The organism is Escherichia sp. MOD1-EC6021, assembly GCF_002965245.1.
GTDB classification, from domain to species: Bacteria; Pseudomonadota; Gammaproteobacteria; order Enterobacterales; family Enterobacteriaceae; genus Escherichia; species Escherichia coli_F.
In genome coordinates this window covers 108900-131116 of the sequence record NZ_PTRU01000004.1, presented here as the reverse complement: position 1 = coordinate 131116, position 22217 = coordinate 108900, and the positions used below count along the sequence as shown (strand labels likewise).

General features: G+C 49.5%; 23 protein-coding genes. 9 read left to right on the top strand and 14 right to left on the bottom strand.

The window, feature by feature from the left end; genetic code table 11:
• The first annotated feature begins 443 nt into the window (after positions 1 to 443).
• The 3 genes from fabI to BEB54_RS06875 all read left to right on the top strand — a co-directional run bounded on the left by fabI (position 444) and on the right by BEB54_RS06875 (position 4505).
• Positions 444 to 1232, top strand: a complete 789-nt coding sequence (gene fabI / locus BEB54_RS06885; RefSeq protein ID WP_000506490.1) for an enoyl-ACP reductase FabI — start codon at positions 444 to 446, stop codon at positions 1230 to 1232.
• Between the two features lie 143 nt (positions 1233 to 1375).
• Positions 1376 to 2503: a carboxymuconolactone decarboxylase family protein gene (locus BEB54_RS06880; RefSeq protein WP_032302932.1), complete on the top strand. Its 1128-nt coding sequence runs from the start codon at positions 1376 to 1378 to the stop codon at positions 2501 to 2503.
• Between the two features lie 67 nt (positions 2504 to 2570).
• Positions 2571 to 4505 carry an exoribonuclease II gene (locus tag BEB54_RS06875; protein ID WP_105282154.1) on the top strand — a complete coding sequence of 645 codons (1935 nt, stop codon included), beginning with the start codon at positions 2571 to 2573 and terminating at the stop codon, positions 4503 to 4505.
• A gap of 76 nt (positions 4506 to 4581) precedes the next feature.
• Here the strand turns inward: BEB54_RS06875 and BEB54_RS06870 are convergent, their stop codons facing one another.
• Positions 4582 to 4686, bottom strand: a complete 105-nt coding sequence (locus BEB54_RS06870; protein WP_000221855.1) for a hypothetical protein — start codon at positions 4684 to 4686, stop codon at positions 4582 to 4584.
• 53 nt (positions 4687 to 4739) lie between these two features.
• On the opposite strand from BEB54_RS06870, the gene pdeR reads away from it, so the two are divergent.
• Complete coding sequence (gene pdeR / locus BEB54_RS06865) at positions 4740 to 6725, top strand: cyclic di-GMP phosphodiesterase (RefSeq protein WP_000859968.1); 1986 nt, start codon at positions 4740 to 4742, stop codon at positions 6723 to 6725.
• Here the strand turns inward: pdeR and ymiD are convergent.
• Positions 6707 to 6835 (bottom strand): protein YmiD, encoded by a 129-nt coding sequence (gene ymiD, locus BEB54_RS29230; protein WP_212736689.1) that lies wholly within the window; start codon positions 6833 to 6835, stop codon positions 6707 to 6709. The two genes, pdeR and ymiD, sit on opposite strands and share 19 nt — an antisense overlap.
• Positions 6836 to 6872: 37 nt before the next feature.
• On the opposite strand from ymiD, the gene BEB54_RS06860 reads away from it, so the two are divergent.
• The 3 genes from BEB54_RS06860 to osmB all read left to right on the top strand — a co-directional run bounded on the left by BEB54_RS06860 (position 6873) and on the right by osmB (position 8372).
• Positions 6873 to 7046: a YciZ family protein gene (locus tag BEB54_RS06860; RefSeq protein ID WP_001288368.1), complete on the top strand. Its 174-nt coding sequence runs from the start codon at positions 6873 to 6875 to the stop codon at positions 7044 to 7046.
• Positions 7047 to 7135: 89 nt separating this feature from the next.
• Positions 7136 to 7885: a DNA-binding transcriptional regulator YciT gene (yciT, locus tag BEB54_RS06855; protein WP_001088613.1), complete on the top strand. Its 750-nt coding sequence runs from the start codon at positions 7136 to 7138 to the stop codon at positions 7883 to 7885.
• Positions 7886 to 8153: 268 nt separating this feature from the next.
• Complete coding sequence (gene osmB, locus BEB54_RS06850) at positions 8154 to 8372, top strand: osmotically-inducible lipoprotein OsmB (protein ID WP_000498253.1); 219 nt, start codon at positions 8154 to 8156, stop codon at positions 8370 to 8372.
• A 125-nt stretch (positions 8373 to 8497) separates the two neighbouring features.
• On the opposite strand, the gene yciH is transcribed toward osmB, so the two are convergent.
• The 5 genes from yciH to pgpB form a co-directional block, all read right to left on the bottom strand.
• Complete coding sequence (gene yciH / locus BEB54_RS06845; protein WP_001353236.1) at positions 8498 to 8824, bottom strand: stress response translation initiation inhibitor YciH; 327 nt, start codon at positions 8822 to 8824, stop codon at positions 8498 to 8500.
• Entirely contained in the window at positions 8824 to 9561 is a 738-nt protein-coding gene (pyrF, locus tag BEB54_RS06840; RefSeq protein WP_000176265.1) for an orotidine-5'-phosphate decarboxylase, read from the bottom strand. Before pyrF ends, yciH begins: the two co-directional genes overlap by 1 nt.
• 191 nt (positions 9562 to 9752) lie before the next feature.
• Entirely contained in the window at positions 9753 to 10922 is a 1170-nt protein-coding gene (gene lapB / locus BEB54_RS06835; protein WP_105277390.1) for a lipopolysaccharide assembly protein LapB, read from the bottom strand.
• 6 nt (positions 10923 to 10928) lie between these two features.
• Positions 10929 to 11237, bottom strand: coding sequence for a lipopolysaccharide assembly protein LapA (lapA, locus tag BEB54_RS06830; RefSeq protein WP_000876284.1), 309 nt, complete (start codon positions 11235 to 11237; stop codon positions 10929 to 10931).
• Positions 11238 to 11385: 148 nt separating this feature from the next.
• Entirely contained in the window at positions 11386 to 12150 is a 765-nt protein-coding gene (pgpB, locus tag BEB54_RS06825; RefSeq protein ID WP_105277389.1) for a phosphatidylglycerophosphatase B, read from the bottom strand.
• Positions 12151 to 12319: 169 nt separating this feature from the next.
• On the opposite strand from pgpB, the gene ribA reads away from it, so the two are divergent.
• Positions 12320 to 12910, top strand: coding sequence for a GTP cyclohydrolase II (ribA, locus tag BEB54_RS06820; RefSeq protein WP_001176295.1), 591 nt, complete (start codon positions 12320 to 12322; stop codon positions 12908 to 12910).
• 63 nt (positions 12911 to 12973) lie between these two features.
• On the opposite strand, the gene acnA is transcribed toward ribA, so the two are convergent.
• The 6 genes from acnA to topA form a co-directional block, all read right to left on the bottom strand.
• A complete protein-coding gene (gene acnA / locus BEB54_RS06815; RefSeq protein WP_105277388.1) occupies positions 12974 to 15649 on the bottom strand; it encodes an aconitate hydratase AcnA in 2676 nt (891 codons plus the stop codon).
• Between the two features lie 163 nt (positions 15650 to 15812).
• Positions 15813 to 15908: a small membrane protein YmiC gene (gene ymiC / locus BEB54_RS28555; RefSeq protein ID WP_001310756.1), complete on the bottom strand. Its 96-nt coding sequence runs from the start codon at positions 15906 to 15908 to the stop codon at positions 15813 to 15815.
• A gap of 113 nt (positions 15909 to 16021) precedes the next feature.
• The gene (gene yciX, locus BEB54_RS06805) at positions 16022 to 16189 is read right to left on the bottom strand and encodes a protein YciX (protein ID WP_001353237.1); all 168 of its coding nucleotides are present in this window, start codon (positions 16187 to 16189) and stop codon (positions 16022 to 16024) included.
• Between the two features lie 2 nt (positions 16190 to 16191).
• Positions 16192 to 16332, bottom strand: a complete 141-nt coding sequence (locus BEB54_RS06800) for a YmiA family putative membrane protein (RefSeq protein ID WP_001300896.1) — start codon at positions 16330 to 16332, stop codon at positions 16192 to 16194.
• A gap of 318 nt (positions 16333 to 16650) precedes the next feature.
• The gene (gene cysB / locus BEB54_RS06795) at positions 16651 to 17625 is read right to left on the bottom strand and encodes an HTH-type transcriptional regulator CysB (RefSeq protein ID WP_000776253.1); all 975 of its coding nucleotides are present in this window, start codon (positions 17623 to 17625) and stop codon (positions 16651 to 16653) included.
• A 209-nt stretch (positions 17626 to 17834) separates the two neighbouring features.
• Positions 17835 to 20432 carry a type I DNA topoisomerase gene (gene topA / locus BEB54_RS06785; RefSeq protein ID WP_001309471.1) on the bottom strand — a complete coding sequence of 866 codons (2598 nt, stop codon included), beginning with the start codon at positions 20430 to 20432 and terminating at the stop codon, positions 17835 to 17837.
• 379 nt (positions 20433 to 20811) lie between these two features.
• Here topA and BEB54_RS06775 point away from each other — a divergent pair, with 379 nt between their 5' ends.
• Positions 20812 to 21063, top strand: coding sequence for a YciN family protein (locus tag BEB54_RS06775; protein WP_001031527.1), 252 nt, complete (start codon positions 20812 to 20814; stop codon positions 21061 to 21063).
• Positions 21064 to 21098: 35 nt separating this feature from the next.
• Here BEB54_RS06775 and sohB read toward each other — a convergent pair whose 3' ends face one another.
• Entirely contained in the window at positions 21099 to 22148 is a 1050-nt protein-coding gene (gene sohB / locus BEB54_RS06770) for a protease SohB (RefSeq protein WP_000422045.1), read from the bottom strand.
• Positions 22149 to 22217 lie beyond the last annotated feature (69 nt).

Here is a 22217-nt window from a genome sequence, read left to right as displayed (position 1 = left end):
ATCATTCTCATTTTTGCTAATTATACGTTTCTCCAAAGTAATGGAAAGTATTTTTATTTATTCATGATGCATATTCTGATAATGAAGAGATTGTGGAGATTCTGTGAAGATAGTTGACAATATTAAGTTGGAGTCAATTCATCAGAAAGACAGCGACTTGTTGTCGCCAGTTCTGTTTTCATCATCAAACTTATCGGAGCTAATACGAATAGTTTCAAAGTCAGATTCTATAAGATATTTCCCCAACCTCCCCCTTGCAGGCGTCAGGAGTAGATAACGCATAATGCTCTGTACCGCAGCTTCTCTCCGCTACAGAAAGCGCAACTATAGCCACTCACAGCCAGGTTGATTATAATAACCGTTTATCTGTTCGTACTGTTTACTAAAACGACGAATCGCCTGATTTTCAGGCACAACAAGCATCAACAATAAGGATTAAAGCTATGGGTTTTCTTTCCGGTAAGCGCATTCTGGTAACCGGTGTTGCCAGCAAACTGTCCATCGCCTACGGTATCGCTCAGGCGATGCACCGCGAAGGAGCTGAACTGGCATTCACCTACCAGAACGACAAACTGAAAGGCCGCGTAGAAGAATTTGCCGCTCAATTGGGTTCTGACATAGTTCTGCAGTGCGATGTTGCCGAAGATGCCAGCATCGACACCATGTTCGCTGAACTGGGGAAAGTTTGGCCGAAATTTGACGGTTTCGTACACTCTATTGGTTTTGCACCTGGCGATCAGCTGGATGGTGACTATGTTAACGCCGTTACTCGTGAAGGCTTCAAAATTGCCCACGACATCAGCTCCTACAGCTTCGTTGCAATGGCAAAAGCTTGCCGCTCCATGCTGAATCCGGGTTCTGCCCTGCTGACCCTTTCCTACCTTGGCGCTGAGCGCGCTATCCCGAACTACAACGTTATGGGTCTGGCAAAAGCGTCTCTGGAAGCGAACGTGCGCTATATGGCGAACGCGATGGGTCCGGAAGGTGTGCGTGTTAACGCCATCTCTGCTGGTCCGATCCGTACTCTGGCGGCTTCCGGTATCAAAGATTTCCGCAAAATGCTGGCTCATTGCGAAGCCGTTACCCCGATTCGCCGTACCGTTACTATTGAAGATGTGGGTAACTCTGCGGCATTCCTGTGCTCCGATCTCTCTGCCGGTATCTCCGGTGAAGTGGTCCACGTTGACGGCGGTTTCAGCATCGCTGCAATGAACGAACTCGAACTGAAATAATCGTTCTGTTGGTCAAGATGGGCGGCGTTCTGCCGCCCGTTATCTCTGTTATACCTTTCTGATATTTGTTATCGCCGATCCGTCTTTCTCCCCTTCCCGCCTTGCGTCAGGATAACGATTTCCTTTACGACCAAGGAGCGCCCATGGAACAACGCCACATCACCGGCAAAAGCCACTGGTATCATGAAACGCAATCCAGTACTGCGGAGAATGACGTTCTGCCTCTGGTCCCGGAAGCCGCAAAGGTTCGCGATCCCTTTCTGCTCGACGTGATCCTTGATGAAGAAACGCTGGCCCCCTTCCTTTCATGGATGGTCCCGGCGCGCATTCTTGCAGCGGAGTTGTTCCCTGACCAGCTTACTGTGACCCGTTCACAGACCTTCACCGCTTATGAACGTTTGTCGACGGCCCTGACGGTTGCTCAGGTTTGCGGCGTCCAGCGGTTGTGCAACTACTATTCGGCGCGACTTACACCGCTCCCCGGACCTGATTCCTCCAGGGAAAGCAATCATCGGTTGGCACAAATCACGCAATATGCCCGCCAACTGGCCAGCTCGCCTTCTATTATCGACAACCGATCGCGCCAACATCTGAATGACGTCGGTCTTACTGCCTGGGACTGTGTGATAATCAACCAAATAATTGGTTTTATTGGCTTTCAGGCGCGGACAATTGCGACATTTCAGGCTTATCTCGGGCATTCGGTACGCTGGTTACCCGGTCTGGAGATACAAAACTACGCCGACGCGTCACTGTTTGCTGATGAATCAATACGCTGGCGAAGCAGCTATGAGGTGGAAAAACTACCTGAAGAGCACACAAAAAGTTCTAATGCAGAACTTTGCCAACTGACCGAAACACTCTCTCTCCACCCTATTTCACTTTCCCTTCTCGAAAAGTTGTTAAACAGCACACGGGTCAATACACAGCCGGATAATAAGCTTGCGGCGTTGTTATGCGCGCGTATTAATGGCAGTCCTGCTTGTTTTGCTGCCTGTATGAATTCATCAAATGAATATAAAAAAATCAGCCCCCTTCTGCGCAAGGGCGAAAATGAAATTAACCAATGGGCTGACCGTCATTCTGTTGAGCGCGCTACCGTTCAGGCGATACAATGGCTGACCCGAGCACCCGATCGCTTTAGCGCAGCCCAATTCAGTCCATTACTCGAACACGAAAAATCATCAACGCAGATTATTAATCTGCTGGTATGGAGCGGGATGTGTGGCTGGATAAATCGCTTAAAAATCGCATTGGGTGAGACATATTAACCTTGCTGCGTCAGACAGATTCGCGTAAAACTGTCAGCCGCTCTAATGGCCACCAAAATAGACAATTATGTTTCAGGACAACCCGCTGCTAGCGCAGCTTAAACAGCAACTGCATTCCCAGACGCCACGCGCTGAAGGGGTGGTAAAAGCCACAGAAAAAGGCTTTGGCTTCCTGGAAGTCGACGCGCAAAAAAGTTATTTCATTCCGCCGCCGCAGATGAAAAAAGTCATGCATGGCGACCGAATTATCGCAGTGATCCACAGTGAAAAAGATCGTGAATCCGCAGAGCCAGAAGAACTGGTTGAGCCGTTTCTGACTCGTTTCGTGGGTAAAGTCCAGGGCAAAAATGACCGTCTGGCCATCGTTCCTGATCATCCACTGTTAAAAGACGCTATTCCTTGTCGCGCAGCCCGTGGCCTGACCCACGAGTTTAAAGAAGGCGACTGGGCGGTTGCCGAAATGCGCCGTCATCCGCTGAAAGGCGATCGTTCTTTCTATGCTGAACTGACACAATACATCACTTTTGGTGACGACCACTTTGTACCGTGGTGGGTTACCCTGGCGCGCCATAACCTGGAAAAAGAAGCACCAGACGGCGTCGCTACCGAAATGCTCGATGAAGGTCTGGTTCGTGAAGATCTGACAGCACTGGATTTTGTCACCATCGACAGTGCCAGCACGGAAGATATGGATGATGCCCTTTTCGCTAAGGCGTTGCCGGATGACAAACTGCAGCTGATTGTGGCGATTGCCGATCCAACCGCGTGGATCGCAGAAGGCAGCAAGCTGGACAAAGCCGCGAAAATTCGCGCATTCACCAACTATCTGCCTGGCTTCAACATCCCTATGCTGCCTCGCGAGCTTTCTGACGATCTCTGCTCACTGCGCGCCAATGAAGTCCGCCCGGTACTGGCATGCCGCATGACGCTCTCCGCTGATGGCACCATTGAAGATAATATCGAATTCTTTGCCGCCACCATCGAATCCAAAGCGAAGCTGGTGTATGACCAGGTCTCTGACTGGCTGGAAAATACCGGTGACTGGCAGCCTGAAAGTGAAGCAATTGCCGAACAAGTCCGTTTGTTAGCGCAAATTTGCCAACGCCGTGGCGAGTGGCGTAATAACCACGCACTGGTATTTAAAGATCGCCCGGATTACCGCTTTATTCTCGGTGAAAAAGGTGAAGTGCTGGATATCGTCGCCGAGCCTCGTCGCATTGCCAATCGTATCGTCGAAGAAGCGATGATTGCCGCTAACATTTGTGCGGCCCGCGTACTGCGCGATAAGCTCGGTTTTGGCATCTATAACGTGCATATGGGCTTTGATCCGGCGAATGCCGACGCGCTGGCGGCGTTGCTGAAAACCCACGGTCTGCATGTCGATGCCGAAGAAGTGCTCATGCTGGACGGTTTCTGCAAACTGCGTCGTGAACTGGATGCGCAACCAACTGGTTTCCTCGACAGCCGCATTCGTCGCTTCCAGTCATTTGCTGAAATTAGCACTGAACCCGGTCCTCACTTTGGCCTCGGTCTGGAAGCATACGCCACCTGGACTTCGCCAATCCGTAAATATGGCGACATGATCAACCACCGTCTGCTGAAAGCGGTTATCAAAGGCGAAACTGCGACGCGTCCGCAGGATGAAATCACTGTCCAAATGGCCGAGCGTCGCCGTCTCAACCGAATGGCAGAACGTGATGTTGGCGACTGGTTATACGCACGCTTCCTGAAAGACAAAGCCGGGACCGACACCCGTTTCGCGGCGGAAATTGTCGATATCAGCCGTGGCGGCATGCGTGTGCGTTTGGTTGATAACGGCGCTATCGCCTTTATTCCAGCACCTTTCTTACACGCTGTGCGCGATGAACTGGTTTGCAGCCAGGAAAACGGCACTGTACAAATTAAAGGTGAAACGGCTTACAAAGTGACCGACGTTATTGACGTCACCATTGCCGAAGTCCGCATGGAAACCCGCAGCATTATTGCACGCCCGGTCGCGTAATCTCCTTTCACGGCCCATTCCTCATGAATGGGCCGTTTATTTCCCCGCTCCACCTTCGCCATATCCCGGCAGATTTTTAACTGACTTTCGTTTGAAAACTGGCGTTTTTCCAAAACTGGATTACAAATAAATAGATAAAAAAAACAATGCGTTTAGCCGCCGTTAATTTCATGTAAGTCATGTTGTTCCTTTTATTTAACCGCGGACTCCGCTGTTAACCGGAGGATATGCATCATGAAAACCGTTAGGGAGTCCACAACGTTGTACAACTTTCTCGGATCGCACAATCCATACTGGCGGTTGACGGAAAGCAGCGATGTTTTGCGCTTTTCTACCACCGAAACCACAGAACCTGAACGTACGTTGCAGTTATCTGCCGAACAGGCTGCTCGCATCAGGGAAATGACGGTCATCACTTCCAGCCTGATGATGAGTCTGACCGTCGATGAAAGCGATCTTTCTGTGCATCTGGTAGGACGAAAAATCAATAAACGGGAATGGGCTGGCAACGCGTCGGCATGGCATGACACACCGGCGGTTGCTCGTGATTTATCACACGGGCTTTCCTTTGCTGAGCAGGTAGTTTCTGAAGCACATTCCGCAATAGTGATTCTCGACAGTCGGGGGAATATCCAACGCTTCAATCGGTTATGTGAAGATTACACAGGGTTGAAAGAACACGACGTCATTGGGCAAAGCGTGTTTAAACTGTTTATGAGCCGTCGTGAAGCTGCGGCATCCAGGCGCAATAACCGTGTATTTTTTCGAAGCGGCAATGCATATGAAGTCGAACTGTGGATACCAACACGTAAAGGCCAGCGGCTGTTTCTGTTTCGCAATAAATTTGTCCACAGCGGCAGTGGCAAGAACGAGATTTTTTTAATCTGTTCCGGCACCGACATTACCGAAGAGCGCCGCGCTCAGGAGCGACTGCGTATTCTGGCAAATACCGACAGTATCACCGGACTGCCGAATCGTAACGCAATGCAGGAGTTAATCGATCACGCCATTAATCAGGCAGATAACAATAAAGTTGGGGTTGTGTATCTTGATTTGGATAATTTTAAAAAGGTCAACGACGCTTATGGGCATTTGTTTGGTGACCAGCTATTACGCGAAGTGTCATTGGCCATTTTAAGCTGTCTCGAACATGATCAGGTGTTGGCGCGTCCAGGTGGCGATGAGTTTCTGGTACTGGCATCCAATACCTCACAAAGCGCGCTGGAAGCAATGGCATCACGAATTTTGACCCGCTTACGACTCCCCTTCCGCATTGGTTTAATTGAAGTTTATACCAGCTGTTCAGTGGGTATTTCACTCTCTCCCGAACATGGTTCGGACAGCGCGGCTATTATTCGTCACGCCGACACAGCAATGTACACAGCGAAGGAAGGCGGACGAGGACAATTTTGCGTTTTTACCCCAGAAATGAATCAGCGGGTATTTGAATATCTCTGGCTGGATACCAACTTGCGTAAAGCACTGGAAAACGATCAGTTGGTTATTCACTATCAACCGAAAATCACCTGGCGTGGCGAAGTACGCAGTCTGGAAGCTTTAGTACGTTGGCAGTCACCTGAACGTGGGTTGATTCCACCGTTGGACTTTATTTCCTACGCCGAAGAGTCAGGGCTAATTGTGCCTTTAGGCCGTTGGGTGATTCTCGATGTCGTACGCCAGGTGGCGAAGTGGCGGGATAAAGGCATTAACCTGCGAGTTGCGGTAAACATTTCTGCACGTCAGCTCGCCGATCAAACCATTTTCACCGCCCTGAAACAGGTTCTCCAGGAACTCAATTTTGAATACTGCCCTATTGATGTTGAACTGACGGAGAGCTGCCTGATTGAGAATGATGAACTGGCACTGTCTGTTATTCAACAATTTAGCCAACTAGGTGCGCAAGTGCATCTGGACGATTTTGGTACCGGCTACTCTTCACTTTCGCAACTGGCGCGCTTTCCGATCGATGCGATTAAACTTGACCAGGTTTTTGTTCGAGATATTCACAAACAACCTGTATCGCAGTCGCTGGTCCGGGCGATCGTCGCTGTGGCCCAGGCATTGAATCTTCAGGTGATCGCTGAAGGAGTGGAGAGTAAAAAGGAAGATGCTTTTTTAACCAAGAACGGGATCAATGAGCGGCAAGGATTTTTGTTTGCCAAACCAATGCCCGCCGTCGCCTTCGAACGCTGGTATAAACGCTATCTGAAGCGCGCATAAGTAGATGAATATATATACTTAGCGATGTATTCCGTCATTATATATCGTATTCCCGGATGATAATTAGCCGTTGCCGTTAAACACTTCTCTTTTAGCGGCAATTTTTGCATTATTCATTTTCTCCCTTTTGCTATAAGGATGTCCTTGATGTCTGAATTTGATGCCCAGCGCGTTGCCGAACGTATTGATATTGTGTTAGATATCCTTGTGGCAGGCGATTACCACTCTGCGATCCATAATCTCGAGATACTTAAAGCAGAACTCTTGCGCCAGGTTGCTGAATCTACGCCAGACATCCCGAAGGCACCGTGGGAGATTTAACAATCGTGCCTTCAGGTTTTCCTATTTGAGGATGCCCGGCGCGTCAGTATTTTTTTATTAAGTATTATAACGTTATAAGAATTACAGCGATGAATTCCCGACAACAAACTATTCTACAGATGGTCATTGACCAGGGTCAGGTTAGCGTAACCGATCTGGCAAAAGCCACTGGAGTTTCTGAAGTTACCATTCGCCAGGATCTCAACACCCTCGAAAAACTGAGTTACCTCCGCCGTGCACATGGCTTTGCAGTTTCGCTTGATAGTGATGACGTCGAAACCCGTATGATGAGCAACTATACACTGAAGCGTGAACTCGCCGAGTTTGCCGCGTCACTGGTTCAACCGGGCGAAACTATCTTTATCGAAAATGGCAGCAGCAATGCACTACTCGCCCGGACTCTGGGCGAGCAGAAGAAAAATGTCACTATCATCACGGTCAGCAGCTATATTGCACATTTGCTGAAAGACGCGCCTTGTGAAGTCATTTTACTCGGTGGCGTGTACCAGAAAAAAAGCGAAAGTATGGTTGGCCCTCTGACACGTCATTGCATCCAACAGGTGCATTTCAGCAAGGCATTTATTGGTATTGATGGCTGGCAGCCTGAAACTGGGTTTACCGGTCGCGATATGATGCGTACCGATGTGGTCAATGCCGTGCTGGAAAAAGAGTGCGAAGCGATAGTCCTGACTGACAGTTCGAAATTTGGTGCTGTACATTCATACTCCATCGGCCCCGTTGAGCGATTCAATCGCGTGATTACCGATTCGAAAATACGCGCCAGCGATCTGATGCATCTTGAGCACAGTAAACTCACCGTTCACGTCGTTGACATTTAACCATTTCCCTTCTCTACGGATGATTTGCTGTTTTGCAAATCATCCGCTCTAAGATGATTCCTGGTTGATAATTAAGACTATTTACCTGTTATTAACACTCTCAAGATATAAAATTATTATCAGCGATATAACAGGAAGTCATTATCACCTGCGTGATATAACCCTGCGCGCGAGCGGATTTCACGGAATAATTTCACCAGGCTTATTCTTAGCTATTATAGTTATAGAGAGCTTACTTCCGTGAATCATAAATTCAGGAGAGAGTATTATGTTTGTAACGAGCAAAAAAATGACCGCGGCTGTTCTGGCAATTACCCTGGCAATGTCTCTGAGTGCCTGTTCTAACTGGTCTAAACGAGACCGTAACACCGCAATTGGCGCGGGCGCAGGTGCATTAGGCGGTGCAGTACTGACCGATGGCAGTACGCTGGGTACATTAGGTGGTGCAGCCGTCGGTGGTGTTATTGGTCACCAGGTCGGTAAATAATCGTAAATAAATGTCGATTATCGACTCGCAATTATAATACGCTTGATTCTGTTCAGTACGAAATAACTGAATAATACACACAGTAAAATATTCTAAAGCCACGGATATATCCGTGGCTTTTTATGTTAACCGCCGGCGAGTTTTACCTTCATCCCTTTCGCTTCAAGCAGTGATTTTAATAAATCGCGCTTATCACCCTGGATTTCAATAATTCCATCTTTAACTGCCCCGCCGCAGCCGCATTTTTTCTTCAGTTCCGCTGCCAGTTTTGTCAGTTCGGCATCATCGAGATCGACACCGGTAATCAAGCAAACGCCCTTACCTTTACGTCCACTGGTCTGACGCTGAATACGCACCACACCGTCGCCTTTAGGGCGTACAGGGGCCGCTTTTGGCTCATCAATACGTCCGGTTTCCGTTGAGTAGACCAGACGGCTGTTGGAATCACTCATCATGCACTCCGCTGTAGAGAGGCGTTGATCGCTTTCAGCGTTTGCGCTGGATCTACCGATTGCGTTACCGGGCGACCAATCACCATATAATCAACACCAGCCGCCAACGCCTGTTCTGGCGTCATAATGCGGCGCTGGTCACCAGCTTCACTCCCCTGCGGACGAATGCCCGGCGTAACCAGTTTGAACTCCTGACCGAATACCTGTTTAAAGCGCACAGCTTCCTGAGCAGAACACACCACACCATCAAGGCCACATTTTTGCGTCAGTGCCGCCAGACGTTCTGCATAATCTGCAGGTGACAGCGTCACGCCAAGATCGGCCAGGTCGCTGGCTTCCATGCTCGTCAACACCGTCACAGCAATCAAAAGCGGTGCATCTTTGCCAAACGGGACGAGTGCCTCACGCGCTGCGGTCATCATACGCGCCCCACCGGAGGCGTGAACATTCACCATCCACACGCCTAAGTCAGCTGCAGCAGCGACAGCGTGCGCTGCAGTGTTGGGAATATCGTGAAATTTCAGGTCGAGGAAGATATCAAAACCACGCTGTTGAAGTTCGCGTACAAATTGAGGTCCAAACAGCGTAAACATCTCTTTGCCGACTTTCAGACGACAATCGCGTGGGTCGATCTTGTCGACAAAGGCCAGCGCGGCATCACGATTATGATAATCAAGGGCAACAACCACAGGAGAATTCGTAACAGCGCGGGAAGAAGATGAAGCAGTTAACGTCATGACCAGACCTTCTTGATGATGGGCACCGGAAGTGGCGCGAAACAGGTAAACGGCGAGCATTCTACCCGTGGAAATAAAAAATTAACAGTTGCGATTTTTCCCCTGGCAGGCTTTTCTGCGCCCGAGTTACCGGAGCACAATGGAACATCAATAATTAGTATGTTGTAACTAAAGTCGGATTTTTTTAAAAATTACAGGCCATCAAGACCGCGAATCGGTTTAATGGTTGACCAGGCCCGACAAGATGGACAATGCCAGTAGAGGGTGTATGCGGTAAAACCACATTTCTGGCAGCGATAACGAGGCTTACTACGCACCTTCTCGCCAACCATGTCACGCAGCACCATCAGACTCTCTTTGGCACGCCCTTCTTCCGCTTCATTTAAGTGGTAATCCATTAGCTTATGGAACACACGCATGGTCGGATGACGCTGAAGCTGACGCGTAATATAGACCTGTGCGGCCTCACTACCGTCGCGCGCTTCGATGATGTCCGCAAGCATTAGTTCAGCATCGGCACCGGTGTTCTCTTCCACCGCGCGCTGCAGGAACTCAGCCCATTCGGCAGTTTTACCCAACTGCTGGTAGCAGGTTTGCAGCATTTCCAGCGTTTCGCTGACCAATTCTCTGTCCTGGGATATCACGCGTTGCAAACTTTCGACGGCTTTGGCGTATTCTCCTTTCGCCATAAATACGCGTCCCATCATGATAGATATGCGGGCGCTGTTTTTATCTGCCGCCGCACCTTTTTTTAACAAGGCCATGGCACGATCGAGATCGTCGCTGGCCATATGCTGTAGGGCTAACTCGCAGTAGAAATGAGCAATTTCGACGCGCTGCTTATCTTTACCCAGCTTCACCAGGCGTTCGGCAACATCAATTGCTTTCTGCCACTCGCTGGTAGCCTGGTAGATTTGTAGCAACTGTTGCAGCGCGCCAATGCGGAAGTCAGTTTCATCGGTCAGTTGATTGAACATGTCTTCCGCGCGGTCGTATAACCCGGCGGCCATGTAATCACGCCCCAGCTGTTGAATCGCCAACAGACGCTGTTCATAGGTCAGCGAAGCGCTTTCCATTAGGGTCTGATGGATGCGAATAGCGCGATCAACTTCGCCACGCGAACGGAACAGGTTTCCGAGCGTAAGGTGGGCTTCAACGGTACCCGTATCCTCTTTAAGCATATCGAGAAACAGGTCTACCGCTTTATCCTGTTGATTACTAAGCAGAAAGTTAACCCCCGCTACGTAATCACGCGACAAGCGGTTGGCTTCATCTTGCTTGTTTTGTTGCGCACTTCTGCGGCCCATATACCAGCCATAGGCAGCGGCTACAGGCAAAAGCAGAAACAACAACTCCAGCATAGAAAGTTATTCCTTCGCCGCTGACGAATGCGGCGCTACAGCCACGTCAGTCGCGGGTGAAAGCTGGTTTTCCAGTCGCTTTATTTTACGTTCAGCGCGCGCCAGGGAAACACGAACTCGCAGCCAGAACAGGCCGCAAATCAGCCAACCGATAGCAAACCCCGCAGCAAACAATACCGCCAGCAATGTGGAAATACGGTACTCCCCTTGCGCTAACAGATAATTAAACGTCACCTGTTGATCGTTCTGCGCACCCAACGTGACCGAAATCACGAAGATCGCTAACACCAGTAAGAAAATGAGTAAATATTTCACATTACTTCCCGTTATGTGGTTAGAGCGAATAAATTATGGTCAACTTACCGCAATAGCCCTTTAAAGTACCATTTTCGCGCCGTCTGCGAAATGGCAACCACGCGCATTGTTGATGATTTAAGGGCTAAATTCGGAAAATCAACCAGCGTTAACTTTCTTGTTCTCGTTGCGCAATTTCGCGATTTTCTTCCGCAGGTGGTGTTAATGGCCCACAAATTCGTTGTGCAAGCCACGTTGCTATCGCCACCAGCGCCCACGAAATCAACGTAGCTACCACCAGATCGCGCGGCCAATGCATCCCGAGTAGCAGGCGGCTTCCCATGACTCCTGTTGCCCAGACCAGCAAGATAGCAATGGTTAACGTTCGCCGACGCGGCCACAGCAACCCAACGGCCAACAGCGCCCAACTGGCAGCAAACATCGTGTGACCGGAAGGAAAGGCAAACCCCGTCTCTTTCTGCCAGTGTGAACGCAAATATTGTGGGATATTATTCTCTTCAGCCAACTGTTCTTTCACTAAATTTCCGCGTTCTGCTCGCTTTAAAGTGTAGAACTCATCAACCGGAATATGATGTGTTTTTTCCAGCCAGATTACAAAAGGTCGTGGTTCCTGGACTTTGTCTTTGATCCAGGATTTAACGCCTTGTCCCACAAGGATTGCCGCCGCCAGAATGGCAAATAACATAATGGCAGCCTTAATGCGAAAACGCAGACACCAGAGAAACCAGCCGAATAAAATCAAATGTGTAATGACGCCCCAGGGCTGAGTGACAGTTTCAGTAACCCAAAAAGCTGCTTTTAGTAGCCAACTTTGTTCTCCAGGTTGCCAACGCCAGCCAGAAATCCATACGGCTACCGGCATAACAAGCAATAGTGCAGCTCCCACTGCGGTACGTCTGGCAATCGAACGCATGGCATCTCCTTTTTGATAAGTCCCACAATCATAACTGAAAATGCCAGTTCCAGGAAAAATTGACAGATTTGTGCCATTCCGTGAACGATCGACGCGTCGTGATTAGGTGAACCCCTTCTCGTTATGGCAAAATAAGCCAATACAGAACCAGCATTATCTGGAGAATTTCATGCAGCTTAAACGTGTGGCAGAAGCCAAACTGCCAACCCCATGGGGCGATTTCCTGATGGTGGGATTTGAAGAACTGGCAACCGGACACGATCATGTCGCGCTAGTCTATGGCGATATTTCCGGGCATACCCCGGTACTTGCGCGCGTCCATTCCGAATGTCTGACCGGTGACGCCCTGTTCAGCTTGCGCTGCGATTGTGGCTTCCAGCTCGAAGCGGCACTGACGCAAATTGCCGAAGAAGGCCGTGGTATTTTGCTGTATCACCGTCAGGAAGGTCGTAACATTGGTCTGCTGAATAAAATCCGCGCTTATGCACTGCAGGATCAAGGTTACGATACTGTAGAGGCTAACCACCAGTTAGGCTTCGCCGCTGATGAGCGCGACTTCACTCTTTGCGCTGATATGTTCAAACTCCTTGGCGTCAATGAAGTCCGCTTGTTAACCAACAACCCGAAAAAAGTCGAAATTCTGACCGAAGCAGGGATTAATATTGTTGAACGCGTACCGTTGATTGTAGGTCGTAACCCCAATAACGAACATTATCTCGATACCAAAGCCGAGAAAATGGGTCATTTGCTGAACAAATAACCCTCTTGCATTGTGTAATTCATTTGCTTGCCGGAAGCAAAATAACCGGCAAGCAAATACTCGTTACTTCAACATATTACGAATGACATAATGCAAAATGCCGTCGTTCTGGTAGTAGGTCAACTCCGTCGCGGTGTCGATACGACAACGGCAGGGTACGACTTCCTGGCTACCATCCGCGCGCGTAAACGTCACCGGAACCGTCGCACCGGGTTGTAGACTTTGCAGATCGACAATATCAATCTTCTCTTCCCCGATTAGCCCTAACGTTTTACGCGTCACGCCTTGCGGAAATTCCAGCGGCAGGATGCCCATGCCAATTAAATTCGAGCGGTGAATTCGTTCAAACGATTCGGCAATCACAACACGAATGCCAAGTAGACGCGGACCTTTTGCTGCCCAGTCACGGCTGGAGCCTGACCCATACTCTTTCCCGGCAATCACCGCCAGCGGCGTTTGCTCCTGCTTATAGCGCATCGCGGCATCATAAATAGAGACGACATCACTGTCAGGTAGATGCCGCGTCATCCCCCCTTCAACGCCAGGCACCATTTCATTACGGATGCGAATATTGGCGAAGGTGCCGCGCATCATCACTTCATGGTTACCACGCCGCGAACCGTAGGAGTTAAAGTCTTTTCGCTCAACACCCCGACCTTGTAGATATCGCCCCGCCGGGCTATCGGGCTTAATGCTGCCCGCCGGAGAAATGTGGTCAGTGGTAACCGAATCCCCCAGCATTGCGAGGATCCGCGCACCGTGAATATCTTCCACAGGTGCTGGTGTTGCCTGCATTTCATCAAAGAAAGGCGATAAGCGAATATAGGTTGAATCTTCCTGCCAACCGTAGGTATCGGATCGTGTGACGTTAATTTCCTTCCACTCTGCTGTGCCTTCAAAAACTTCTGCGTACTCTTTGCGGAACATTTCTGTGGAGACTTGTTCTACCGCACGGGCAATTTCTTGTGCCGATGGCCAGATATCTTTCAGATATACCGGATCGCCTTTACGATCGTGACCAATAGGCTCAGAAGCGAGGTTAATATTCATATTTCCCGCCAGCGCATAGGCAACCACCAGCGGCGGCGAGGCCAGCCAGTTAGTTTTAACCAGCGGATGGATACGGCCTTCAAAGTTACGGTTGCCGGACAGCACCGCACCGACGGTTAAATCGCCTTTTTTGATTGCCGTTTCGATAGGATCGGGCAATGGACCAGAGTTACCAATACAGGTGGTACAACCGTATCCCACAAGGTTAAATCCCAGTTCATCCAGATACGGTGTCAGTTTCGCTTTTGCCAGATAATCAGAAACGACTTTCGAGCCTGGTGCCAGCGACGCTTTGACCCACGGTTGCCGCTTGAGGCCCAGGGTTACAGCTTTTTTCGCCAGCAAACCAGCGGCCATCAGCACACTTGGGTTAGAGGTGTTGGTGCACGACGTTATCGCAGCAATGACCACCGCGCCATCAGGTAACTGATACTGATGTCCGTTCATAACATAATCGACCGGCTGGCGATCTTTATGCGTGGCATTTACTTCCAGTTCGTTACTGGCGGCAAATGCTTTTGGTACATCGGGCAGTGCAACGCGATCCTGTGGGCGTTTTGGCCCTGCCAGGCTCGCTTCAACGTCATTCATATCCAGTTCTAACGTACTGGTAAAAATCGGTTCATCGCCCGGGTTACGCCACATGCCCTGCGCTTTGGCATATTTTTCGACCAACTCGACCTGATCTTCGCTGCGCCCGCTTAAACGCATGTAATCGAGGGTGACAGCATCGATTGGGAAGAAGCCACAGGTGGCACCATATTCTGGCGACATATTGGCAATGGTGGCGCGATCCGCCAGCGGTAGTGAATCCAGCCCATCACCATAAAATTCGACGAATTTCCCCACCACGCCATGTTTGCGCAGCATTTGGGTAACAGTGAGAACCAGGTCTGTGGCGGTAATACCTTCACGTAATTTTCCGGTGAGTTTAAAGCCCACTACGTCCGGGATAAGCATGGAAACCGGCTGGCCTAACATTGCGGCTTCGGCTTCGATCCCACCAACGCCCCACCCCAGCACGCCAAGGCCGTTGATCATGGTGGTGTGCGAGTCAGTACCAACGAGTGTATCCGGATAAGCAATCCATTCACCGTCCTGCAATTCGCTCCACACTGCTTTGCCGAGATATTCGAGGTTAACCTGATGGCAAATGCCTGTGCCTGGCGGCACGACGCTAAAACGACTGAACGCCTGCTTTCCCCATTTCAGGAACACATAACGTTCGTGGTTGCGCTCCATTTCCAGGCGCACGTTTTCTTCAAATGCCTCATCATCACCAAAACGATCGACGGTCACCGAGTGGTCAATGACCAGGTCGACCGGTGAGAGCGGGTTAACCTTTGCAGTATCGCCGCCGAGGCGTTTAACCGCTTCGCGCATTGCCGCCAGATCAACAACGGCAGGTACGCCGGTAAAGTCCTGCATCAGCACCCTTGCCGGGCGGTAGGCAATTTCACGGTCAGCATGGGCATTTTTCAGCCATCCCACCAGCGCGTAGATATCCTCTTCGGTAACCGAGTTACCATCCTGCCAGCGCAGCAGGTTTTCGAGCAAAACTTTGAGTGACTTAGGCAGACGGGTGATATCGCCCAGTGATTTGGCAGCAAGCGGCAGGCTGTAGTAGTGGTAAGTTTTATCTTTGGCCTGCAACGTGTCCTTACTGGCTTCTCGTAGGGTTGACGACATAGCTCCTCCTTAATGACAGGGTTGCGAAGCCCTGATTCTCTTCAGGGTGAATATTAAAGATAACACAAACATTGCGTAACGATTTGATAACAACCCAAATTGATAAAAGAGGAGAAACCTTGTGGCAAAGCAAATGAAAACCCCGCCGCAGCGGGGTCAGGGATCAGTGAGTAATGATCCAGAGGAGTTCGGCCCAGAAGAGCATCGACAGAGAAAATGCGCCCATCCAGGACCAATATTTCATATTTGTGTTGATCATAGGCTACACCCTTAACGGTTATTACTTTGTGTTGAGATAACTCAACCTGTTATTGCTGCGGTGTATTAAAAGCCCTTTAATTCATTAAAAATGGGTAATAAGAATGATGATAATTATTGTTTCGGCTGATCATCTTCAGCAAACAGTTCTATAAAGGCTTGCTGCTGCGTTGTTAGTTGCCAGTCGTCTGGAATAACGACGGAACATTCCCGTTTCGTTACTGGTTCATTGTCACTATGCTGACATAATGGTGACGACTCCAGTTGCTCCTGACCGACCATAGTTATCCCCACACTTTCCAAATCAGCAGTGCGACAACCACCCAGAAAAGTGCAGAACCAAGAAATACCGCTAGCCAGGCTTTGCGTTTTAATTCAGGGTCCCGGCGGGGTTCCTGATTTCCAGAAGGCATTGCTAACCTCATATAATCGCCATCACTTATCAGCAAGACGTTGAACGATTGGTGTAATTAATCATACGATGAGACAAATCCTAAAGAAACTTTAGTCAAAAATCCAGCGAATTTACGAATCGTCTCCAGTGAATAATTCAATCTTTTGACCTGAAATAGATATTTGAAAACTGGAGTTTGCGAGGCGGGTAATTAGACACTACTTTACAGGTAATTTACCCTATAAATATGAGGGATAAAAATATTGTGCACAGTATACAAATAAGCAACAAAAGAGAATATATTCCGGCACCTTCGCTACATAAAAGGTGCCGAAAATAACGCAAGAAATTATTTTTCCGGCAGTTTTATATCTTTAAACATGACCTCAATTTCTTCATTAGAGCGCAATGCGACAGCCGCATCAACGACATCACGCGTTAAATGCGGTGCAAAACGCTGAATGAAATCATACATATAACTGCGCAAAAAAGTACTACGGCGAAAACCAATTTTGGTTGTACTGTGGCTGAAGATATCGTGAGCATCAACGCGCACCAGGTCGGGATCGGCGACCGGATCCACCGCCATGCTGGCAATAACCCCTACCCCCAATCCTAACCGGACGTAAGTTTTAATGACGTCAGCATCCGTTGCCGTGAAGACGATACGCGGCGTTAACCCTGCGCGGTTAAAGGCAGTATCCAGTTCTGAGCGTCCGGTAAAGCCGAAGGTATATGTCACCAACGGATATTGCGCCAGTTCTTCAATGGTAATGGCTTTTTTGCCTGCCAGAGGATGATCCGGGGTTACCACAATAGCCCGGTTCCAGTGGTAGCACGGTAACATCACTAAATCTTCATACAGATGCAGCGCTTCTGTGGCGATAGCGAAATCGGCATTGCCTTTAGAGACAGCATCAGCAATTTGTGTCGGCGAGCCCTGGTGCATATGCAAAGAAACGCGAGGATAACGCTCAATAAAGCCTTTGATGACGTTTGGTAACGCATAGCGTGCCTGGGTATGCGTGGTGGCGATATACAGCGAGCCTTTATCCGGCCAGGTGTGCTCTCCGGCGACCGATTTTATAGCATCGACTTTCGACAGGACTTCACGAGCGATACGAATTATTTCTTGTCCTGCTGGCGTTACCTGCGTCAGGTGCTTGCCGCTTCGGGAAAAAATTTGAATGCCTAGCTCGTCTTCCAGCATTCTGACTTGTTTACTGATCCCGGGTTGTGATGTGTAAAGTCCTTCCGCCGTTGATGAGACATTCAGGTTATGATTGACCACCTCAACAATATAGCGAAGTTGTTGTAATTTCATGTTAAACCATCCACTTAGACGCCATCAGAACATCGTTTTTTCGTCACACCTGGCGGGTGACTAATACGATTTAATAATAAAAAAGGTGCTAACTATAACCACTATATCATTTATAGCCTTAGTGTATAGGTGTGAAGAAAAAATAATATGCAATAAAAAAGGGCCGCTTTCGCGACCCTTTGTTTATAATAACCTGACAGAATTAAAGGTTATTTTTTCCCTTCAACCCATTTGCCATCAACATAAAATGCTGACCAGCCAGTCGCCTTTCCGTCTTTTTCCGAAGAGACATATTGCTGTTTGGTTTTACGGCTAAAGCGAACCATGGTCTTATTACCTTCCGGATCCTGCTGTGGCGCATCGGCCAGATAACGCAGTTTTTCCGGCAGACGGTCGCGGAAGCGATAAAGCTCTTCCACCAGTGGCGCACGTGTTTCACGCGATTTCGGGAAGGTATTGGCCGCCAGGAACACACCGGCAGCACCGTCACGCAGCACGAAATAAGCATCTGATTTTTCGCACGGCAGCTCCGGTAATGGCACCGGATCTTCCTTCGGTGGTGCCACTTCGCCGTTACGTAAAATCTTACGTGTGTTTTTACACTCTTCGTTAGTGCAGGCCATGTATTTACCGAAACGCCCCATTTTCAGGTGCATTTCAGATCCACATTTTTCACACTCAACGATCGGGCCGTCATAACCTTTAATGCGGAATTCGCCCTCTTCGATCTCGTAACCGTCGCAGGTTGGGTTATTACCACAGACATGCAACTTACGTTTCGGATCGATGAGATAGCTGTCCATCGCCGTGCCGCATTTCGGGCAACGACGTTTTGCGCGCAGCGCGTTGGTTTCAGCGTCTTCACCTTCCAGCACGTTCAGCACTTCGTTTTCCGGCACCAGGTTGATGGTGGTTTTGCAACGCTCTTTCGGTGGCAGAGCGTAGCCGGAACAGCCAAGGAATACCCCGGTGCTCGCTGTGCGAATCCCCATTTTGCGACCACAGGTCGGGCAGTCAATGCTGGTCAGAACCATCTGGTTCGGGCGCATACCACCCTCTTCGGGATCTTTTTCAGCTTTATCTAACTGCTGGGTGAAATCCGAGAAGAAGTGATCCAGTACAGCTTTCCACTCTGCTTCGTGATTTGCCACCTGGTCGAGGCTGTTTTCCATCTGCGCGGTGAAGTCGTAGTTCATTAACTCGCGGAAATTCTCTTCCAGGCGATCGGTGACGATTTCGCCCATTTTTTCCGCATAGAAACGACGATTTTCTACTCGCACATAGCCACGATCCTGAATGGTCGAAATGATCGACGCATAGGTAGAAGGACGACCGATACCGCGTTTTTCCAGCTCTTTGACCAGCGATGCTTCACTGAAACGGGCTGGCGGCTTGGTAAAGTGCTGGGCTGGTGTCAGTTCAACGAGCGTCAGAGCATCGCCTTTATCGACTGCCGGTAAGATACGATCTTCATCGCCTTTACGCAGCGCAGGCATCACTTTCGTCCAGCCATCAAAGCGCAAAATACGACCGCGTGCTTTCAGGCGGAAATCGCCCGCACCAACGGTCAGCGTCGTGGAGTCATATTTCGCTGGGGTCATCTGGCAGGCAACGAACTGACGCCAGATTAACTGGTACAGTTTCTGCGCATCTGCTTCCATATCCTTCAGCGATTCCGCCATCACATTGACGTCAGAAGGACGAATCGCTTCGTGCGCTTCCTGTGAGTTTTCTTTGCTGGCGTACTGATTCGGACTTTCCGGCAGATATTTCTTACCAAAATTATCGCTGATATAACCGCGAACCATATTTACTGCGTCCTGACTCAGGTTGGTGGAGTCGGTACGCATGTAAGTGATATAGCCTGCTTCATACAAACGCTGCGCCATCATCATGGTTTTTTTCACGCCAAAACCAAGACGGGTGCTGGCAGCTTGTTGCAGCGTAGAGGTAATAAAAGGAGCGCCAGGTTTACTGGTTGTCGGTTTGTCTTCACGTTCCAGCACGCTGTAGCGCGCTTTTTCCAGCAGACTTACCGCAGCCTGAGTTTGTTCTTTGTTGACCGGGCGGAACGGTTTGTCGTTCTGATGAGTCACCTGCAACGCCAACGCATCACCAGATGGCGTGGTCGTGCTGGCATCGACTTCCCAGAACTCTTCCGGTACGAACGCTTTAATTTCACGCTCACGCTCGACCACCAGGCGGACCGCCACCGACTGCACACGACCTGCAGACAGACCACGAGCGATCTTTTTCCACAGCAGCGGCGAAACCATATATCCCACCACGCGGTCCATAAAGCGACGCGCCTGCTGGGCATTAACACGATCAATATTCAGCTCACCTGGTTTGTTAAATGCCTGGCGGATCGCGTTTTTAGTAATTTCGTTAAACACCACTCGGCTATAGCGCGCATCATCACCACCAATCACTTCCCGCAGGTGCCATGCAATGGCTTCCCCTTCGCGGTCAAGGTCGGTTGCGAGATAGATGTGGTCTGCTTTTTCAGCCAGTTGTTTCAGTTCAGAGACGACCTTCTCTTTACCAGGCAGCACTTCATAGTGCGCCTCCCAATTGTGCCACGGGTCAACCCCCATACGGTTGACGAGAGCGCCACGTTCATCCTTTTTAGGCTTTTTAGCCGTCTTGGTGGAGGTAGAGTCGGCACTCTTTTTGGCAGCTGAGCCACTGGTCGGCAAATCGCGGATGTGACCGACGCTAGATTTCACCACGTAGTCACTACCCAGATACTTGTTGATCGTTTTGGCTTTTGCCGGGGACTCAACGATGACAAGAGCTTTACCCATATTCACCTTACCTAATTTGATTCTTCCAGGAATGCGTCGCACGTTGATAAACCTTCCACTGGCAACGAGTTACCGATATGGACTCGTTCTCTGCGGATATCAACCCCTTGTCGTGACTCTGTTCACGAAAATTCAGGTGACTGAGTTAACAGGTCTTGGCCTACAGGCGCTATAGCACGACGGAATTTTGGTCGAATGTCAAGCAAATCTATTGCCAGATTGACGAAAGCGTCACACTGTACCTGATAAAATCCGATACGCAACTTTATTAGCATGCAAAATCCAAAGTTGCCAGTAAGGCGCTCTTGCCACCAGCGTGGTATATTTGTCTGCAAGCCATGCCTGGCGTAGACTAATGTCCTTATTTAAGGAGTAAATAATGAACAAAGAGACACAACCCATCGACCGCGAAACGCTGTTGAAAGAGGCCAATAAAATCATTCGTGAGCATGAGGATACGCTCGCAGGGATTGAAGCCACCGGCGTCTCGCAGCGTAATGGCGTGCTGGTCTTTACCGGCGACTACTTTTTAGATGAACAAGGATTGCCAACAGCCAAAAGCACCGCGGTGTTTAATATGTTCAAACACCTGGCCCATGTGCTTTCAGAAAAATATCACCTGGTTGATTAAAGCAAAACGCGAGGTCTTACCCTCGCGTTTGTCTTTTACATCAATGGCTTTTGCCCCCGCTGCCACCAGCGTAGCAACAATCGATCGGCGCTCTCTGCCGCGCTGCCGGTGAATCGGTCAATGAGTCTTTTACGCTGCATATAGCGTACATTGACCACTTCACGGCCTTCCATCAGGCTAAGAATAACTTCATCACTGGTGTTGATTTCATCAACCAGGCCTTTCTCTACCGCCTGTTGTCCGTACCAGTGTTCACCCGTTGCCACCTGTTCAATATCCAGAGACGGACGCATACGCTTCACAAAATCTTTAAATAACTGATGCGTTTCGTTCAGCTCTTCGCGGAATTTCTCCCGCCCTTCTTCGGTGTTTTCACCCAGCAAGGTCAGCGTGCGCTTATACTGCCCGGCGGTGTGCAGTTCGATATCAATATCTTTGCTTTTCAGGAAGCGGTTAAAGTTGGGCATTTGCGCCACCACCCCAATGGAACCCACAATAGCAAACGGTGCGGAAACAATTTTGTCCGCCACACAGGCCATCATGTAACCGCCGCTGGCAGCAACTTTGTCTACCGTAACAGTTAAAGGAATGTTTTTATCACGCAGACGCTGCAGCTGCGAAGCCGCCAGCCCGTAACCATGCACCATGCCACCAGGGCTTTCCAGACGTAGCACAACCTGATCCTGCGGTTTAAATGCTGCGAGTACCGCCGTTATCTCTTCACGTAGCGAGTTCACTTCATGGGCGTCCATGCTGCCTTTAAAATCCAGCACCCAGACGCGAGGTTTACTGTCAGTTGCCACCTCGCCCAGTTTGGCTTTCGCTTTTGCGGCTTTCGCTTCTTGCTTGTGCTTTTTCTTCTGCGCTTTGTGCCACTGTTTTTGCTGATGTGAGTCCATCAGCGCCGCGGCCAGTTCTTCTTTCATCTCCTTATACTGTTCGCTGAGATTGTTGACCCGTAACTCGCCACGCTGGCGTTTATTACGTTGAGCAACATTGACAATAATGGCGGCAATCGCCGCAATCGCTAGCACAACGGTAACGATTTTCGCCAAAAACAAACCATATTCAGACAACAATTCCACGAGTCCCCACCTTGGTTAAACAACGCTTTGGCTCACAGTTTACAACAGGCATGTTAAGCCGTCTCGCAG

Coding starts and splice junctions, on each gene's coding strand:
- yciH (WP_001353236.1), bottom strand. CDS start 8,824: ATGAGTGATTCCAACAGCCGTCTGGTCTACTCAACGGAAACCGGACGT.
- ymiC (WP_001310756.1), bottom strand. CDS start 15,908: ATGATCAACACAAATATGAAATATTGGTCCTGGATGGGCGCATTTTCT.
- BEB54_RS06775 (WP_001031527.1), top strand. CDS start 20,812: ATGAACAAAGAGACACAACCCATCGACCGCGAAACGCTGTTGAAAGAG.
- pdeR (WP_000859968.1), top strand. CDS start 4,740: ATGAAAACCGTTAGGGAGTCCACAACGTTGTACAACTTTCTCGGATCG.
- pgpB (WP_105277389.1), bottom strand. CDS start 12,150: ATGCGTTCGATTGCCAGACGTACCGCAGTGGGAGCTGCACTATTGCTT.
- cysB (WP_000776253.1), bottom strand. CDS start 17,625: ATGAAATTACAACAACTTCGCTATATTGTTGAGGTGGTCAATCATAAC.
- osmB (WP_000498253.1), top strand. CDS start 8,154: ATGTTTGTAACGAGCAAAAAAATGACCGCGGCTGTTCTGGCAATTACC.
- BEB54_RS06800 (WP_001300896.1), bottom strand. CDS start 16,332: ATGAGGTTAGCAATGCCTTCTGGAAATCAGGAACCCCGCCGGGACCCT.
- acnA (WP_105277388.1), bottom strand. CDS start 15,649: ATGTCGTCAACCCTACGAGAAGCCAGTAAGGACACGTTGCAGGCCAAA.
- fabI (WP_000506490.1), top strand. CDS start 444: ATGGGTTTTCTTTCCGGTAAGCGCATTCTGGTAACCGGTGTTGCCAGC.
- lapB (WP_105277390.1), bottom strand. CDS start 10,922: ATGCTGGAGTTGTTGTTTCTGCTTTTGCCTGTAGCCGCTGCCTATGGC.
- yciX (WP_001353237.1), bottom strand. CDS start 16,189: ATGGTCGGTCAGGAGCAACTGGAGTCGTCACCATTATGTCAGCATAGT.
- ymiD (WP_212736689.1), bottom strand. CDS start 6,835: ATGCAAAAATTGCCGCTAAAAGAGAAGTGTTTAACGGCAACGGCTAAT.
- topA (WP_001309471.1), bottom strand. CDS start 20,432: ATGGGTAAAGCTCTTGTCATCGTTGAGTCCCCGGCAAAAGCCAAAACG.
- BEB54_RS06875 (WP_105282154.1), top strand. CDS start 2,571: ATGTTTCAGGACAACCCGCTGCTAGCGCAGCTTAAACAGCAACTGCAT.
- BEB54_RS06880 (WP_032302932.1), top strand. CDS start 1,376: ATGGAACAACGCCACATCACCGGCAAAAGCCACTGGTATCATGAAACG.
- pyrF (WP_000176265.1), bottom strand. CDS start 9,561: ATGACGTTAACTGCTTCATCTTCTTCCCGCGCTGTTACGAATTCTCCT.
- BEB54_RS06870 (WP_000221855.1), bottom strand. CDS start 4,686: ATGACTTACATGAAATTAACGGCGGCTAAACGCATTGTTTTTTTTATC.
- ribA (WP_001176295.1), top strand. CDS start 12,320: ATGCAGCTTAAACGTGTGGCAGAAGCCAAACTGCCAACCCCATGGGGC.
- yciT (WP_001088613.1), top strand. CDS start 7,136: ATGAATTCCCGACAACAAACTATTCTACAGATGGTCATTGACCAGGGT.
- BEB54_RS06860 (WP_001288368.1), top strand. CDS start 6,873: ATGTCTGAATTTGATGCCCAGCGCGTTGCCGAACGTATTGATATTGTG.